The sequence below is a fragment of the Nocardia asiatica NBRC 100129 genome, assembly GCF_000308415.1.
Classification (GTDB): domain Bacteria; phylum Actinomycetota; class Actinomycetes; order Mycobacteriales; family Mycobacteriaceae; genus Nocardia; species Nocardia asiatica.
Genome location: NZ_BAFS01000081.1, coordinates 1 through 16864, shown reverse-complemented (window position 1 = coordinate 16864; position 16864 = coordinate 1). Strand labels below are relative to the sequence as shown.

Below are 16864 nucleotides of genomic sequence, written 5' to 3'. Positions count from 1 at the left end.
CTGGGCGAGTGCCGTTTCCGGCAGGTAGCACCAGTCCGACCGCGTCATATGTGGCGCGCCGCGGGTCAGCCGAGCAGTTCACGGACGACGCCGTCGGCGAGCAGACGGCCGCGATCGGTGAGGACGAGCCGATCGTCGTCCGAACGGACGGCGAGGCCGTCGGCGACCACGCGATCGACCGCGGGGGCCGCGGCAGGCGCCAGATCGGCCAGCGGCAGGCCGCTGCGCAGCCGGACCGCGAGCATGACCCGCTCCATGTAGCGCTCGTCCGCGCCGAGCGCCTCCCAGCCCGCGGCGGGCAACCCGCCCGCGCCGACCCGATCCGCGTACCGCGCCGGGTGCTTCACGTTCCACCACCGCACGCCGCCGACGTGACTGTGCGCGCCGGGCCCGGCGCCGAGCCAGTCGCCGCCGTCCCAGTAGCCGAGGTTGTGCCTGCAGACCGCGGCATCGCCCGCCGCCCAGTTCGACACCTCGTACCAGCCGAGCCCCGCCGAACGCAGGCGCGCGTCGATGCGCTCGTAGCGGGCGGCCAGCACGTCGTCGTCGGGGGCGGGCAGTTCGCCGCGGCGCACCCGCCGGGCCAGCGCGGTGCCGTCCTCCACGATCAGCGAGTAGGCCGAGACGTGGTCGACGCCCGCGCCGAGCACCGCGTCCAGGCTGGCGTCCAGGTCGGCGTCCCGCTCACCCGGCGTCCCGTAGATCAGATCCAGGTTGACGTGGTCGAATCCGGCGGCGCGCGCCTCTCGCGCGGCGGCCACCGCGCGGCCGGGGGTGTGCGTGCGGTCGAGCACCCGCAGCACGTGCTGCGCGGCGGACTGCATGCCCAGCGACACCCTGGTGAACCCGGCCGCCCGGATGCGCTCGAAGAATTCCGGCGAGGTGGACTCCGGATTGGATTCCGTGGTGACCTCGGCCCCGGCGGCGAGGGTGAACTCGGCGCGCACCGCGTCCAGCACCGCGGCCAGCCCGTCGCCGCCGAGCAGCGAGGGCGTCCCTCCGCCGACGAAGACGGTGGCCACCTCCGGCGTGGGGCTCGGCAACGCGGCGAACTCCCGCGCGGCGGCGGCCAGCTCGCCCCGCAACGCGGCCAGCCACGACTGCGGCGATGCCGACGTGCCGAGCTCTCCCGCGGTGTAGGTGTTGAAATCGCAGTAGCCGCACCGGGTAGCGCAGAACGGCACGTGCACGTAGATCCCGAACGGCCCGCCGCCGAAATCGCGCAGCACCGGCGCGGAGGTGTCGGTGCAGGCAGAGGCGGCGGGAGAACTCACATGTCCAGTGTGAACGCCCCGTATTGCGCACCGACGCCCGGGACTGCGCAGCGCCCTCGCCCGACCCTCCGATCGCCGGTTGCGGTCATGCCCGGCGGCGAACCCACCGCCCTCGCGGTGGCCGGTTCCGAACCCGACGACCTATCGGCGGCAACGCGGGCGGCCGGAGCTTCAGTCCGCCACCACGGGGGTGTTCTGGTTGGCGGTGAGCAGCCAGCGACCTTCCTCCTTGGACATCACGTACATCGGGCTGCCTTCGCTGGCCAGGACACCGTCCGGAGTGAAGTAGCGCTGGCGCACCTTGACCGCGGCCACGTCGGGCCGGATGAACAGGACGTGCTCCACCTCGTAGGTCGCGGTGCCGTGCGCGCTCGACCCCGGCAGCACCCGGGCGGTGAACTCGGCGATGGCGGCCCGTCCGAACAGGCGCTTGCCGTGCCCGGTGGTCCAGATCGCGTCCTCGCGGAACAGCGCGGCGAATTCGTCGACGAGTTCGTTCTGCTGGACGTGCTGGACTCGGGCGACGACCGCGTGGACGGCCTCGATCTCGGCGGCGGTGCCTGCGACTGTGCTACTCATGAGCCGAGCCTGCTACCTCGACCGCGCTCGAGGTCAAGCGGGGTGCGCAGCGTCACAGTCGCATATCCGCCGCATCACCCGCCTCGTTCGACGTCCTCACTATGACTGCCGTCACAAACCTGGTCCGAAGTCCAGGGGATTTCCCGCCGAATCGGGGGAAATACCGGAAGCGGGCTCGGAAGGCCCGCGCTGACATGGCACAATAGGCCGCATGCGCGCTTTCGGAGTACGACTTGTGGCACGGCGCCACGTCGATTACAAGCGCGTCTGCAGCGCCTGCTGTCTGCCCAGTTCCCTCCGGTAGCCCAGCGCGCCCCGATCCCCGGATTCCCGGCGATCCCGACTTCATCGGCCCGCTGACACCGCAGGCGTGAGTCAGCCCCTCGCGCCCTCAGCAGGATGTACCACCCACCCCGCAGGAGCGACCCCATGACGTCGAGCACCGACGCCGGTCCGACCGATCAGCCCACGCCCGAATCGCAGCCGGGGCCCCGCGCGCGTCCGGAACGCCCGGCTTCCGAGCGCCGTGTCCGCCCGGACCGCCCGCGCCCGGAGGCGACGGCCACGGGACCGCGCGTGCGCACCGGCAAGCCCGTGCGCCGCAAGGCCGAGGGCCAGTGGGCGCTGGGATACCGCGAGCCGCTGAACCCGAACGAGCAGTCCAAGAAGGACGACAACCCGCTCAACGTCCGCGCCCGGATCGAGAACATCTACGCCAAGACCGGCTTCGACGGCATCGACAAGGGCGATCTGCGCGGGCGGTTCCGCTGGTGGGGTCTGTACACCCAGCGCGAGCAGGGCTACGACGGCACCTGGACCGGCGACGAGAACATCGACTTGCTCGAGGCCAAGTACTTCATGATGCGCGTCCGCTGCGACGGCGGCGCGCTGAACGTGGCCCAGCTGCGCACGCTCGGCCAGATCTCCACCGAGTTCGCCCGCGACACCGCCGATCTGTCCGATCGCGAGAACGTGCAGTACCACTGGATCGAGGTGGAGAACGTCCCCGAGATCTGGAAGCGGATCGAGGCGGTCGGCCTGAAGACCACCGAGGCGTGCGGCGACTGCCCGCGCGTGGTGCTGGGATCGCCGCTGGCGGGCGAGTCGCTGAACGAGATCATCGACCCCACCCCCGCGATCGACGAGATCGTGCGCCGCTACATCGGCAAGAAGGAGTACTCCAACCTGCCGCGCAAGTTCAAGACCGCGATCTCCGGCCAGCAGGACGTGGTGCACGAGATCAACGACGTGGCTTTCGTGGGTGTCGTGCACCCCGAGCACGGCCCCGGTCTGGACCTGTGGGTCGGCGGTGGCCTGTCCACCAACCCCATGCTCGCCAAGCGGGTGGGCGTGTGGGTGCCGCTGGAGGAGGTGCCCGACGTCTGGGAGGCCGTCGTCTCGGTGTTCCGCGACTACGGCTACCGCCGCCTGCGCACCAAGGCGCGCTTGAAGTTCCTGATCAAGGACTGGGGCATCGAGAAGTTCCGCCAGGTGCTGGAAGACGAGTACCTGAAGCGCAAGCTGATCGACGGCCCCGCGCCGGAGCAGCCGACCAAGCCGATCGACCACGTCGGCGTGCAGCGGCTGCGCAACGGGCTCAACGCCGTCGGCTTCTCCCCCATCGCGGGCCGGGTGTCGGGCACCGTCCTGACCAAGGTCGCCGAGGCGGTCGAGCGGATCGGCTCCGATCGCATCCGGTTCACCCCGTATCAGAAGCTGATCGTGCTCGATGTGCCCGACGACAAGGTCGACGCGCTGATCGATGAGCTGGAACCGCTCGGCCTGCAGGCGCGGCCCTCGCTGTGGCGGCGCAACCTGATGGCCTGCACCGGCATCGAATTCTGCAAGCTGTCCTTCGCCGAGACGCGCAAGCGGTCCCAGGCGCTGGTGCCGGAGCTGGAGGAGCGGCTCGCGGATCTGAACGCGCAGCTGGACGTGCCGATCACCGTCAACATCAACGGCTGCCCGAACTCCTGCGCCCGCTCGCAGATCGCCGATATCGGCTTCAAGGGTCAGCTGGTCGACGACGGCGCCGGGAATCAGGTGGAGGGCTTCCAGGTTCACCTGGGCGGCAGCCTCGGTTTCGACAGCGCCTTCGGGCGCAAGCTGCGCCAGCACAAGGTGACCACCCAGGAGCTGGGCGACTACATCGACCGGGTGGTGCGCAATTTCGTCAAGCAGCGCACCGACGGCGAACGGTTCGCCCAGTGGGCGGTCCGCGCCGACGAGGCCGACCTGAGATGAATGTCGACGGGAGATCAACTGTGACAACCGAACTCGTGGAAAAGCTGTCCGAGGACGAGCTCCGCGCCATCGCCGCGCGCGGCGCCGCCGAATTGGACGGCGCCTCGGCGACCGAACTCCTGCAGTGGACCGAGGACACCTTCGGCGCCAACTACATCGTGGCCTCCAACATGCAGGACGGGGTGCTGGTGCACCTGGCCGCGGGCGTCCGCGCCGGCGTGGACGTGCTGTTCCTGGACACCGGCTACCACTTCGCCGAGACCATCGGCACCCGGGACGCGGTGGAGGCCGTGTACGGGGTGAACGTGATCAACGTGCGGCCGGAGCACACGGTGGCAGAACAGGATCAGCTGCTGGGCAAGGATCTGTTCGCCCGCGAGCCGAACGAGTGCTGCCGGTTGCGCAAGGTCGTCCCGTTGCAGAAGTCGCTCGCCGGGTACAACGCCTGGGTGACCGGCATCCGCCGGGTGGAGGCGCCGACCCGGGCGAACGCGCCGCTGATCTCGTTCGACGAGGCTTTCGGACTGGTGAAGATCAACCCGATCGCGCCGTGGTCCGACGAGGAGATGCAGGACTACATCGAAAAGCACGGCATCCTCGTCAATCCCCTGGTGGAGGAGGGCTACCCGTCGATCGGCTGCGCGCCGTGCACACGCAAGCCGGAGCCGGGATCCGACCCGCGAAGCGGGCGCTGGGCCGGCCTCGCGAAGACCGAATGCGGGTTGCACACAGCATGACCGAGTCAGGGCCCGGAGGAGGCAGCCCGCGTAACCACGCAGGGCCCCTCGGGCATGCGAAAAAGGGACACAGCATGACCGAGTCAGGGCCCCGAGGAGGCAGCCCGCGTAACCACGCAGGGCCCCTCGGGCATGCGAAGAAGGACGCAGCATGACCGAAACCATCCAACGTTCGTTCGGGATCACCGATTTCGACACCCTCGCCGCGCTGGAGTCCGAGGCGATCCACATCTTCCGGGAGGTGGCGGGCGAGTTCGAGCGGCCGGTGATCCTGTTCTCCGGCGGCAAGGACTCCACCGTGCTGCTGCATCTGGCGCTGAAGGCGTTCTGGCCCGCGCCGCTGCCGTTCGCGCTGCTGCACGTGGACACCGGGCACAACCTGCCCGAAGTGCTGGAGTTCCGGGACAAGGTCGTCGAGCGCTACGGCCTGCGTCTGCACGTGGCGAAGGTGGAGGACTACCTGGCCGACGGCAGGCTCACCGAGCGCCCCGACGGAATCCGCAACCCGCTGCAGACCGTCCCGCTGCTGGACGCGATCAGCGAGCACCGGTTCGACGCCGTCTTCGGCGGTGGCCGCCGGGACGAGGAGCGGTCGCGCGCCAAGGAGCGGATCTTCTCGCTGCGCAACGCTTTCGGCCAGTGGGACCCGAAGCGGCAGCGTCCCGAGCTGTGGAATCTCTACAACGGGCGCCACGCGCCGGGCGAGCACGTGCGCGTGTTCCCGCTGAGCAACTGGACCGAGCTGGACATCTGGCGCTATATCGCGCGCGAGGACATCGATCTGGCGAGCATCTACTACGCGCACGAGCGTCCGGTGTACCTGCGTGACGGCATGTGGATGACGCCCGGCGTGTGGGGCGGCCCGCGCGACGGCGAGGTGCTCGAGACCCGGTCGGTGCGTTACCGCACCGTGGGCGACGGGTCCTCCACCGGCGCGATTCTCTCCGACGCCGCCGACAACGCGGCGATCCTCGCCGAGGTCGCCGCGTCCCGACTGACCGAGCGCGGCGCGACCCGTGGTGACGACCGGGTTTCCGAAGCCGCGATGGAAGACCGAAAACGAGAGGGTTATTTCTGACATGTCCGACCTATTGAGGCTGGCCACCGCCGGTTCTGTCGACGACGGCAAGTCCACTCTGGTCGGACGCCTGCTCTACGACACCAAATCCGTTCTGGCCGATCAGATCGACGCCGTCACCCGCGCGTCGGTGGACAAAGGTCTGGCCACCCCGGATCTCTCGCTGCTCGTGGACGGGTTGCGCGCGGAACGCGAACAGGGCATCACCATCGATGTCGCCTACCGCTATTTCGCCACTCCGCGCCGCTCTTTCGTGCTCGCGGACACCCCCGGGCACGTGCAGTACACCCGTAACACCGTCTCGGGCGCGTCCACCGCGCAGCTGGTGATCCTGCTCGTCGACGCGCGCAAGGGCGTCATCGAGCAGACCCGCAGGCATGCCGCCGTCCTCGCGCTGCTCGGCGTGCCGAAACTGGTGCTCGCGGTGAACAAGATCGATCTGGTGGACGACGCGGCCGGCGTGTTCGCCGCCATTTCCGCGGAGTTCGGCGAACTCACCAGCACCCTGGGCTGGTCGAGCGAGGACGTGCTGGAGATCCCGGTCTCGGCGCTGCACGGCGACAACATCGCCACCCGGTCGGACAACACTCCTTACTACGACGGCCCCTCGCTGATCGAGCACCTGGAGTCGGTGCCGGTGGACGCCGACAGCACCGGCGATCACGCGCTGGGCCTGCGGTTCCCGGTGCAGTACGTGATCCGGCCGCGTACCCCCGAACACCCGGACTACCGGGGTTACGCCGGGCAGATCGCGGCGGGCGCGGCGGCTCCCGGTGACGAGGTCGTGGTACTGCCCTCGGGTGTCCGCACGACCGTCGAGCGGATCGACACCCCCGACGGCGAGCTCGCGGTGGCGCAGACCGGGCGCAGCGTCACCTTGATCCTGGCCGACGACGTCGACGTCTCCCGCGGCGACATCATCGCCTCGGCCGCCGACGCGCCGGAGCCGGTGGATTCCTTCGACGCCACCGTGTGCTGGCTGGGCGACAAGCCGCTGCGGCCCGGCGCGCGCTTGCTGCTCAAGCACGGCACCCGGACCACCCAGGCGATCGTCGGCGCGCTGCTGGAGCGCTTCGACGAGCAGCGCCTGGCGGCCGATCCGAACCCGGAGGCGCTGGAGCTCAACGACATCGGGCGTATTTCGGTGCGGGTCGCCGAGCCGATCGCGGCCGACGACTACCGGGTGAACCGGCACACCGGCAGTTTCCTGCTGATCGACCCGGCCGGTGGCAACACGCTGGCGGCCGGTCTGGTGGGCGACGTGCTGACCGCCGTCGAGGTCGGCACCGGAGCCTGACATGGCCGTGTCGCGAGCCCTTTCCGGCACCCGGCCGGTCCTGCGCGCGAGCGCCCCGGCGAGTCGCTCGGGCTCCGCGACAGCCGGGGTCGGTCATCGCGGGGCCGCGCTCGGCGAGCACGCGGCGCGGCCGCCCGCGTTGATCGCCGTAGCCCACGGCAGTCGTGATCCGCGATCGGCGGCGACCGTCGCGGAGGTGGTCGGCGCCGTCGCGGCCGCGCGGCCCGATCTCGACGTCCGGACGGCGTTCCTCGATCTCACCGCCCCGTCGGTCGAACAGGTCGTGGACGCCGTCGCCGCCGACGGACACACGCACGCCGTGGTGACACCGCTGCTGCTCGGCAGCGCCTTCCACGCCAGGGTGGACCTGCCCGGCCTGCTCGCCGCGGCGCGCGCCCGCCGGCCCGGACTGCGCCTCACCCAGGCCGATGTGCTCGGCGCCGATGCCGGGCTGATCAGTGCGCTGCGCGACCGTGTGCTCGCCGCCTCCGCCGTGCGTGCTCCGGCGGATCGGCGCGTCGGCGTCGCGGTCGCGGCGGTCGGCTCGTCGTCGGCAGCGGCCAACACCAGAACCGCCGAGGTGGCCACCCGGCTCGCCGCCCGCACCGGCTGGTGCACCGAGATCTGCTTCGCGACCACCGAACCCTCACTGCGCGTGGCGATCTCCCGGCTGCGTGCCCGCGGCGCCGACCATGTGCTGGTGGCCCCGTGGTTCCTGGCACCAGGCCTGCTGACCGATCGCCTGGCCCACGCGGCGCCGGAGGCGATCCACGCCGACGTGCTCGGCGCGCATCCGGCGCTCACCGAGGTCGTCCTGGATCGCTATCACGCGGCTGTCGAGGAGACACGCGCCCTCTCGGCCTGACCGCGGGTTCCCCTCCCGCGCTCGCAGAGTCGGTCCTGCTGAGCACGCGCCGTGGCCGACGATCACGGTGCTGCTCGAAAGGCCCGAGATCACGCCGACCGGCCGCACCTCGTGGACGCCGACGGCGTCGAACTGCCCCGATTGCGGGCTCCTACCCGAATTCCCTGGTCAACGGATGCTGCTCGCCACGCTATCGGACCTCGCCGCCGGAGTCGGCGCCGCGCTCGGCGACCGGGTCGACGGCCGACCCGAGCAGACCCGTGACGACGGCGCGGGCGGTGGCGACCCCCCACTCGTCGCCCATCTGGCGGGCGGTGTGCGCCGCGGCGATCACCGCGTCGAGTTCGAATGCGACCGCATCGGGGGCGCGGCCACCGAGATGACCCTGGTCCTGAGCGCGGCGGATCTCCTCCACCAGAAAGGTCAGCCAGTCCCGGCGATCCTCGGCGATGGCGTCGCGCACCGGCCCCGGCTTGCTGTCGAACTCGGCGAGGGTCGCGACGCGGAAGCATCCGCCGGGAAATGCCGGATGGATCACCTGGTCGAACCAGCGCTCGACCAGGGCGCGCAGGCGCGGTAGCCCGGCGGGCTCGCTCAGACTCGGCGTGATGACCGCGTCGATGAACACTTGCCGCGCGGATTTCACCGCCGCGAGCTGCAAGCCCTCCTTGCTGCCGAAGAGGGTCGCGATGCCGCTTTTGCTGAGACCGAGATCGGTGGCCAATCGGCCGATGCTGAGACCGCCGAGCCCTTCGACGGACGCCACCTCGGCGGCGCGGCGGGCGATCGACGCCCGCGCCCTGGCGCCTTTGGCCAAGCGCTGATCGGTGGGATGCGGCCGGTCCGGGCGGACGGTGTCGGTCATGACGTCATTCTCCCACTCCGCTGTTGCACATACGAACGTACGGTCGTACTTTAATTGTACGAACGATCGTGCGTTTTGTTTCCCTGATTCGAAGGACTCCCCATGACCGACGCGTCCGTCCGGCTCGGCAGCCCGCCGACCGCGACCGCGGCTACTCGCACCTTGCTGATCGCCTGCGGTGCGGCCTTCATCGCTTTCCTCGACCTCTCGGTCGTCAACATCGCCTTCCCCTCGATCGCCCGGGACTACCCCGGCACCGCTACTACCACGCTGACCTGGGTTGTCAGCGGATACGCGGTCGCGTTCGCGGCACTGCTCACCCCGGCGGGGCGTTTCGCCGACACGCTCGGGCGCCGCAGGCTGTTCCTCGGCGCGCTGGCCGGTTTCGCCCTCACCTCCCTGCTGTGCGGGCTCGCGCCGACGGCAGGCTGGCTGATCGCGGGCCGGATACTGCAAGGCGCCACGGCGGCGCTGATGGTGCCGTCGGCCCTCGGCCTGGTGCTCGCCGTCACGCCGCGCGCGAAGATCGGCGCTGCCATCGGGGCATGGTCGGCCGCGGGCGGGTTCGCCGCCGTGCTCGGCCCCGCGCTCGGCGGCGCGCTGGTCGAGGGATTCGACTGGCGAGCGGTCTTCGTGCTCAACGTGCCGGTGGCGCTGCTGCTCATCGCGGCGGCGGCGCGCATTCCGGCGGACGGTCGCCCGTCCGGCGGCGCACTGCCGGACCCGATCGGCACCATCGCGGTGGCACTCGGTCTCGGCGGGCTGGTCGCGGGCGTCACCGAGGGGCAGCGCTGGGGCTGGACCTCGGCGGGGACCCTGGCCGCCCTGCTCAGCGGCGGCCTTCTGGTCGTCGTCGCGCTCGCGCGTTCGGTGCGCCACCACGATCCCGCCATCGCTGTGGAGCTCTGGCGCAGCAGGTCGTACGCGCTGGCCAACGCGACCTCGTTCGTCTTCGGCGCCGCCATGTTCGCCTGGTTGCTGTCGGGACCGCTGTTCCTGGACGCGATCTGGGGCTATTCGGTGCTCGGCTCGGCGGGGGCGATGACCATCGGCGCGGTGGCCTCGATGGTGACGGCGACCGTCGCCGGACGGGTCGGTTCCCTCGCGGTGCGGCGATGGCTCGGCGTGCTCGGTGCGCTGATGTTCGTGGCGTGCACGGTGTGGATGAGCACGGACGCCTTCGGTCCCACCCCAGCCCTGTGGTCGGCCTGGATTCCGGCTGGTGTGCTCGGCGGCGGCGGCATCGGATTCGTCGTCACGGTGCTGGGCACCGCGGCCGCCGGTTCCCTACCGCCGCGGCAGTTCGCCGCGGGCACCGGCATGAATCTGACGGCGAGGCAAGTGGGCGGCGCGCTCGGCGTGGCCGTCCTCGCCGCCGTGTTCGCGGCCCGGCCGGACGATCCGCTCGCCGCGTTCCACACCCTCTTCGCCGTATGCGCGGGCATCGCCGCCGTGGCCGCCTGCCTGGCCGCCCTGCCGTCCCGCACCCCGTCCCTTTCCCTCGATGATCAGGAAACACTGTGAGCGACAACGCGATTCGCACCGAAGCCAACGATCCCCTGCTGCTGCCTCCCGCCGAACAGCGACGCCTGCTCGCCGACGCGCCCTGGCAGCGCTACGCGGTGCTCGGCGACTCCATCGCGCAGGGCGTCGGCGACCCGAGCCCCGGTTACGAACCGGTGGGGTGGGCCGACCGCGTCGCCGCCGTGCTCGCCGCGGTCCGCCCCGGCCTGGCCTACCTGAACACCGGCCGGATCGGCGCCAACTCCGCCCAGGTCATCGCCGAACAGTTGCCCTCCGTGCTCGAATTCCGGCCCCACCTGGTGCATCTCACCTGCGGCGGCAACGATCTGTTCCTGCCCGGCGGTGACCTCGCCGAGCTTCGGGCCAACCTGGACACACTGTTCGGGACGCTGGCCCGCACGGGAGCGCAGGTCGTCACCTTCACCCTGGCCGACGTCTGGGAAGTCGAGCGCATGGCGCCGATGCGTCCGATGCGCGAGCGGATGGCCGTGCTCAACGACCTGGTCCGTGAGCTGGCCGCGCGCTACGACGCGCTGCTGCTCGACCTCTGGGACCACCCGCTGCGCCTGCGCCCCGACCTGATGAGCGCCGACCTGATCCATTTCAGCATGAGCGGCCACGCGGTTCTCGCCTCGGACATGGTGCGCACGCTGGCCGATCGCGTTCCCGCACCGCGCTGACCGGACACGTGTGGTGGTGGAGGCACCGGCCGATGGGCCTCCACCACGTCCGGCGGGTGGGCGAAGCGCGACGGGCGACGGGCGAAGCGCGACGGACCAGGCACGACGGACGACGGACGAGGCACGACGGACGACGGGCGACGGGCGACGGGCGACGGGCGACGGGCGACGGGCGACGGGCGCTACACAGCGACGAGCCCAATGGCGCAACTGCTGGAGGAATGGTCATGATGCCGGGTCGGGCCGGTCGTCTCGTCCGTAGCGTTCGAGCAGTTCGGCGCCGAGGCGGGCCAGTTCGGCGCGGACCTCGGCCGGACCGAGTACGTCGATCGAGCCGCCCCAACCGGCCAACTGTTGGGCGAGCATCCACGCGGTCGGGGCGGTGACGCGGACGCGGACGCGACCGTCGCCGACGGGCCCGTCCACGACGCAGTTCCTGCCCTGCTGGTCGCGCAGAATCGGCAGCAGGCGTTCGGGGATCGACACGGTGGCGGCGATGGTCGCGCGCCGCCGTTCCATCTCCTCGACCACCTGCTCCCATGCGGCGGCGAGATCGAATTCGTCCGGGCGGTGCGCCGGTTCGCCGGTGAGCGACGCCTCGGAGATCCGGTCGACGCGGAAGGTCCGCTGCCCGCGCTCGGTTCCGGCGACCAGGTACCAGACAGCGTCCTTGTCCACCAGCCCCCAAGGATCCACTAGACGCTCGGACCGCTCGCCGGTGCGGTTCGCGTAACGCAGCCGCACCTTGTTGCGCTGCACGACAGCTCGTTGCAGCAACGACACCACCGGCGGCAGCTCGCGATCGGTCGCACCCCAGCGCGCCGGGTCGATCACCACCGCGTCGGCAGCCGCCTCCGCGTCACCCCGGAAGGTCTGCGGCAGCGCCCTGACCAGCTTGCGCAGCGCCGATCTGGCCTCCGGCACCGCACCCGCGGAAGGACCCGCCAGCAGGAACAAGGCGCGCGCCTCGCCCGCCGTCAGCCCGCTCAGGTCGGTGCGCGCACCGCCCACCAGCGACCACCCGCCGCCGCGTCCCGGCTGTGGATACACCGGAACCCCCGCGGCCGAGAGAGCTTCCAGATCCCGGCGGGCGGTGGCCACAGAGGTCTCGAGTTCCGCCGCGACCTGCGCGGCCGTCACCCGCCCCCGGGTCTGCATCATCAGCAGGATCGCCACCAACCGGTCCGCTCGCATGAACACAATTCTGCCGGTAAAAGTGCTCATTCGGTGCGCACTTTGGGTCGGATGATGGAGGAACGACCACAAGAAGGAACAACCCGAAGGAGAACCACCATGCTGCGCGGAATGGCGACGAGCACCTTCTACGCCGACGACCTGGAGGCCGCCAAGGACTGGTACGCCCGGTTCTTCGGCGTCGAGCCGTACTATCACGTTCCCAACGGCTACTACGAGTTCCGCATCGGCGATTACCAGCACGAATTCGGCATCGTGAACCGCGCCTACGCACCGGCGGGCGCGCGCAACGCCCCGGGCGGCGCGATCGTCAACTGGCACGTGGACGACCTGCAGGCGACGTTCGACCGGCTGCTGGAACTCGGTGCGACCGTCTACGACCCCATCACCCCCCGAGGAAACGACGGGAGCTTCGTCACCGCGTCCGTGGTCGACCCGTTCGGCAACGTCCTCGGTCTCATGTCGAATCCGCACTACCTCGAGATTCTCGCCAAAACCGGTCCCGCGTAATCGTGCGTTCCAGGCGTGGTGTCGGGCAGAGCCCCGACGCCACGCCGCACAGTGCGAATCATCCTGGCGACTCCACGCCCCTCGCAGGGCCCGCCTACCGGTGCGAATGCCGCCCGGAGTCGGAGCATCGGACGCGAACGCCGGTCACCCTGGTCAGCGGAACCAGCGCTCCAGGACGGTGGCGACGCCGTCCTCGAGGACGTGGCCGGTCACTTCGTCGGCCAGGTCGCGAACATCCGCGGGCGCGTTGGCCATGGCGACCGAATGCGCTGCCCAGCGCAGCATCTCGCGATCGTTGTAACCGTCGCCGATGGCCAGCGTCGCTTCGCCGGGGACACCGAGCGCGATGCGCAACTGCTCCAGCGCCCACCCCTTGGACACGCCCTGCCGGGAAACGGTGACCCACGGCCCGAATTCACCGTGGACCCAGCTCGCGCCAGGCACGCGCAGGGAGCGCAGCGCGCGCAACATCTCTTCCAGCGAACCGTCCGGCCACCAGCCGTTCAGTCGCGGCGTCGGCTCGCTGCTCAGTAACTGATGGTCGACGAGCAGGTATTCGCCGAGGGAGTATTCGCCAGGACCGGCTCCGGTGGCCCAGGTGCCGATGCCGACCTTCTCCACGGCGAAGATCATCGCGGGGAACAGCGCACGCAACGCGGTGATCGCCGGTGCGGGATCGAAGGACTGGATCGCGACCGGCTCCCCGCGGGCCACGTCGATCTGCACCGCGCCGTTCGAACACAGGGCATGTCCCTCGCGCAAACCGAGTTCGGTGAGTACGGGGCGGGTGGTGAGCAGCGTGCGCCCGGTGGTCACCACGACATGCGCACCCGCTACCACGGCCGCGCGCACCGCCGCGACCAACCGCCTACTGATCGGTGTTCCCGTATCCAGCAGCGTCCCGTCCACATCCAGCGCGATCAGCTGGGGACCCCCGGAGGCCATCAATCCATTGTGCCTCGACGGCGCGGCGCCCGTCCGCGAATCCGGAGCCGCGAGACCCGCACTCGGGGCGGACAATTCACCTCGGCGGCGACCACTGTCGCGGGCGCTGCGGGCGCTGCGGGCGACGCTATCGACCGCGGGCTCCGCCGCCGGCACCACCCGCACCTCCGGCACCGCCCGTGGACGACCCGCCCACCGAGCCGGAACGGCCCCGCGATCCGCCGGACGACGAAGTGCCCGAGGAATTCCCACCCGAGTGACCACCGGCCGAGGACGCACCGCCCGGGCGTCCGCCCGATGCGGTGCCACCGGACCGATGCGATCCACTCGAAGACGAATCACCGGCCGATCCGCCCGAGGAGGAGCCATGGTTCGAGGAATTACCGGACGACCCACCTGACGAGGAACCGTGCCTCGGCGAGTTACCGACCGCCCCGCCCGGGGACGCATCGTGGTTGGAGGAGTTGCCGGGCGGCCCACTCGAAGACGAACCGTGCGTCGAGGAATTGCCGGACGACCCATCCGAGGACGCACCATGGTTCGAGGAATTACCGGACGACCCACCCGACGAGGAACCGTGCGTCGAAGAATTACCCGACGACGAACCGGCAGTGGACCCGTGCGAGTCATCGGACGAGCCGTTCGTGGAGTGATCATCGGTCGACGCGGTCCCCCCACTGGAGGAGTTTCCACTGCCGTCTCCGGACGATCCCCCGGCGCCCGGTCCGCCGGAAGAGGAATCGCCCGCCGAATTCGTGCCGGAGGAACCGCCGTGATCACCCGATGACGTACCGCCCCCCGGCGAATCGGATCCCCCGGTGGGCGGGCTGCCCGCCGAGTTTCCCGGCGCAGTCGCACCGGAACCCTGGCCGGACTCTCCGGGCGTCGAACCATTCTGGGGCGCGGGGTCGGTCGAGCCCGGCGTCCCCACCGGCGGTGTACCCGCGCCGGGCAACTGACCGGGCGGCTGCCCTGGCACACCGTTCCCCGGCAGCGGCTGTCCGGGAACGGGCGGCTGCGCGATGTCGCCGGGCACGGGGCGGACGACCTGCCCGAACGGCAGTGGATTCACGAAGTAGGCGGGATCGCCGTATCCCCGGTGGCGCGGCCCACCCGGGACGCAGCAGTTTCGCGGGTCACGATGTGAGCCGAGCTGCGACTCGGCCATCGAAGGACCGTAACCGGCGCTGCGCGGAGCCGGTGTGATGAATCGGGTGTACGCGGAGGTCCGTTGCGCGAGGAACGCGGGCAGCGCACGGCCCGGGTTCCGGGAGGTCGCGGATATCCGCATCCAGGCGTCGGCGAGACGCTCGCTGCCGACGTCGACAACCAGGCTGTCGCTCGGCACCGCGAGGTCAGGGAAACGCTCGAGCATCGGCGTCAACTCCGGCACGGTGGGACTGCCGAACACGGTGACCGCCGACATTGCGACCGCGGAGACGACTGCCGCACTGGAGAACACCGCGACGCGAGGCGCATGGGGACCTCCGTCCGACGCGCCGAGCGCCATGGTGCGGGCCGCCATGAGGGCGGCGCCGGCGGCGACGGTCTGACCGGGGTCGGACGAGATCACCACCGGCCGGCCGAGTTCGGCGAGCGTCCGCGCCACCTCCGCGGGGCGCGACGCGCCGCCTACCAGCAGGATGCAGCCGATGTCGGACAGGGTCACCTCCGCCGCGCGCACACAGTCGCGGACCAGTTGAAGCGAGTCCTGCACATGGGTGACGCGCAGGCCATCGATGTCCACGATCGACGTCATCGACAGGCCAGCGGATTTGGAGGAGACATCGGGGGCGTACCGCGCGATCATCGATCCCAGCGGCCTGCCACCGAAATCGTAGGAACGCAGCGGTTCACCGATCATCGGATGGTTGTCCCAGTCCGGGCCGACGCGCACGATGCTCACGTCGAGGCTGGTGCCGCCGAGGTCGTAGATCAGCACGAAGCCGGTTCGCAGCGGGCCGTGTTCGTGCTCCAGCCATTCCGCGGCCGCTACGGGTTCGGGAACCAGAAGCACGTCGCCCGCCCCGGATAGTTCCAGCGCCTGGCGCAGCAACGCGACCTGTTTGTCGGAATACGTTGCCGGGTAGGTGGTGACGACCCCCGCCTCGGCCGCGTCGGGCTCCGCCGCGCGCAATTCGTTGACCACCGCTGCGACCAGATTGGCCGGTGACCAGATGCGGCCACCGACGATCACCGCGTCCGGGTCGCGGCCCAGGTCCGCGAAATCCGTTACCGCCATGCTGAATTGCGCAATCCCGCCGAGGCGCAGTCCACCCGCGCTGTCGAAGGTCACCGCGGTGCGGCGTGACCGCACCGCCGGGCGTGGTCGTTCCGCGGTGACCGAAGCCGTCACGGAGTTCACTGCACCGATGCTGAAACCCAGACCTGTAGTCATTCGCTATCCCGTCAACGCACCGTGACCACGTCCATCACATGGATCGCCCCTGTGGCCGCGGTCGTCTTCCAAACAGCCACCACAGGTTAGCTGTTTCGCGTCCATACGGATGCATGATTGATACGAAAAGTTCGACTGAGCGCCACCATCGTCATGAATTGCCAGTTAGATACGATTCGCCCGAAATATTCAGCCCAGTCGACACCGCCAAACATACTGAGCGTCTGCCCATTCCGCTAACATACAGCGATCTCGCTATCTGCCACGAAATCCGACTCACGGCCGGTTTACCCCGTCGGAAACACGCGTCACGACGGACATCCACCCGTCGGTCACCACATAGTTGCGCATGCCCTTGATTCGAGACGACAGCTGGTGCACGTCACATCAATGACACATCAACTAGACGTCCGATTCACGCCAGCACCCGCGTCCGCGCCCGGCTTGACTCGACAGCGGATCCCACCACGGAGGTGAGACCGCGCAAGTGGAGAGGAAATGCGGAGGATGGCAACACGATTCGCCGAGCAGGTCGTACTGATCACCGGTGCGACCTCGGGTGTGGGCAAAGCGGTGGCGATGCGGGTCGCGAGCGAAGGCGCTGCGGTCGTGCTCGGCGCGCGAGGCGAGGACGCGGGCCGGCGGATGGCCGCGGACATCCGCGCGGCCGGTGG

At 70.2% G+C, this 16864-nt stretch carries 16 protein-coding genes; 10 read left to right on the top strand and 6 right to left on the bottom strand.

What is annotated here, in order from left to right:
- Positions 1-65 precede the first annotated feature (65 nt).
- Both hemW and ON27_RS08070 read right to left on the bottom strand, forming a co-directional pair.
- Positions 66-1274 (bottom strand): radical SAM family heme chaperone HemW, encoded by a 1209-nt coding sequence (hemW, locus tag ON27_RS08075; protein ID WP_043721883.1) that lies wholly within the window; start codon positions 1272-1274, stop codon positions 66-68.
- Between the two features lie 171 nt (positions 1275-1445).
- The gene (locus ON27_RS08070; protein WP_043721881.1) at positions 1446-1853 is read right to left on the bottom strand and encodes an SgcJ/EcaC family oxidoreductase; all 408 of its coding nucleotides are present in this window, start codon (positions 1851-1853) and stop codon (positions 1446-1448) included.
- Positions 1854-2064: 211 nt separating this feature from the next.
- On the opposite strand from ON27_RS08070, the gene ON27_RS45775 reads away from it, so the two are divergent.
- The 6 genes from ON27_RS45775 to ON27_RS08045 all read left to right on the top strand — a co-directional run bounded on the left by ON27_RS45775 (position 2065) and on the right by ON27_RS08045 (position 8074).
- Positions 2065-2157 (top strand): Ms4527A family Cys-rich leader peptide, encoded by a 93-nt coding sequence (locus ON27_RS45775; RefSeq protein WP_373282750.1) that lies wholly within the window; start codon positions 2065-2067, stop codon positions 2155-2157.
- Positions 2158-2282: 125 nt separating this feature from the next.
- Positions 2283-4097 carry a nitrite/sulfite reductase gene (locus tag ON27_RS08065; protein WP_043721877.1) on the top strand — a complete coding sequence of 605 codons (1815 nt, stop codon included), beginning with the start codon at positions 2283-2285 and terminating at the stop codon, positions 4095-4097.
- A complete protein-coding gene (locus tag ON27_RS08060) occupies positions 4094-4834 on the top strand; it encodes a phosphoadenylyl-sulfate reductase (RefSeq protein WP_051046334.1) in 741 nt (246 codons plus the stop codon). The genes ON27_RS08065 and ON27_RS08060 overlap by 4 nt, the downstream gene beginning before the upstream one ends.
- A gap of 151 nt (positions 4835-4985) precedes the next feature.
- Positions 4986-5912, top strand: coding sequence for a sulfate adenylyltransferase subunit CysD (gene cysD, locus ON27_RS08055; RefSeq protein WP_043721868.1), 927 nt, complete (start codon positions 4986-4988; stop codon positions 5910-5912).
- Position 5913: 1 nt separating this feature from the next.
- Complete coding sequence (locus ON27_RS08050; protein WP_043721866.1) at positions 5914-7209, top strand: sulfate adenylyltransferase subunit 1; 1296 nt, start codon at positions 5914-5916, stop codon at positions 7207-7209.
- Position 7210: 1 nt separating this feature from the next.
- Entirely contained in the window at positions 7211-8074 is an 864-nt protein-coding gene (locus ON27_RS08045; RefSeq protein WP_083887432.1) for a sirohydrochlorin chelatase, read from the top strand.
- A 190-nt stretch (positions 8075-8264) separates the two neighbouring features.
- Here the strand turns inward: ON27_RS08045 and ON27_RS08040 are convergent, their stop codons facing one another.
- Complete coding sequence (locus ON27_RS08040; protein WP_051046333.1) at positions 8265-8939, bottom strand: TetR/AcrR family transcriptional regulator; 675 nt, start codon at positions 8937-8939, stop codon at positions 8265-8267.
- A 102-nt stretch (positions 8940-9041) separates the two neighbouring features.
- On the opposite strand from ON27_RS08040, the gene ON27_RS08035 reads away from it, so the two are divergent.
- Together ON27_RS08035 and ON27_RS08030 are read left to right on the top strand one after the other, a co-directional pair.
- Positions 9042-10463, top strand: coding sequence for an MFS transporter (locus tag ON27_RS08035; RefSeq protein WP_051046332.1), 1422 nt, complete (start codon positions 9042-9044; stop codon positions 10461-10463).
- The gene (locus ON27_RS08030) at positions 10460-11143 is read left to right on the top strand and encodes an SGNH/GDSL hydrolase family protein (protein WP_043721862.1); all 684 of its coding nucleotides are present in this window, start codon (positions 10460-10462) and stop codon (positions 11141-11143) included. Before ON27_RS08035 ends, ON27_RS08030 begins: the two co-directional genes overlap by 4 nt.
- A 225-nt stretch (positions 11144-11368) precedes the next feature.
- Here the strand turns inward: ON27_RS08030 and ON27_RS08025 are convergent, their stop codons facing one another.
- Positions 11369-12337 (bottom strand): helix-turn-helix transcriptional regulator, encoded by a 969-nt coding sequence (locus ON27_RS08025; RefSeq protein ID WP_043721955.1) that lies wholly within the window; start codon positions 12335-12337, stop codon positions 11369-11371.
- A 99-nt stretch (positions 12338-12436) separates the two neighbouring features.
- Here ON27_RS08025 and ON27_RS08020 point away from each other — a divergent pair, with 99 nt between their 5' ends.
- The gene (locus ON27_RS08020) at positions 12437-12847 is read left to right on the top strand and encodes a VOC family protein (protein ID WP_043721858.1); all 411 of its coding nucleotides are present in this window, start codon (positions 12437-12439) and stop codon (positions 12845-12847) included.
- A 153-nt stretch (positions 12848-13000) separates the two neighbouring features.
- Here the strand turns inward: ON27_RS08020 and ON27_RS08015 are convergent, their stop codons facing one another.
- Both ON27_RS08015 and ON27_RS39760 read right to left on the bottom strand, forming a co-directional pair.
- A complete protein-coding gene (locus ON27_RS08015) occupies positions 13001-13792 on the bottom strand; it encodes an HAD family hydrolase (protein WP_051046340.1) in 792 nt (263 codons plus the stop codon).
- Positions 13793-13919: 127 nt separating this feature from the next.
- Positions 13920-16157 (bottom strand): Hsp70 family protein, encoded by a 2238-nt coding sequence (locus ON27_RS39760; RefSeq protein ID WP_051046331.1) that lies wholly within the window; start codon positions 16155-16157, stop codon positions 13920-13922.
- A gap of 540 nt (positions 16158-16697) precedes the next feature.
- Between ON27_RS39760 and ON27_RS08000 the strand changes: the two genes are divergently transcribed.
- Positions 16698-16864: SDR family NAD(P)-dependent oxidoreductase (locus ON27_RS08000; RefSeq protein WP_043721855.1), on the top strand; the 167-nt coding region annotated here is incomplete at its 3' end.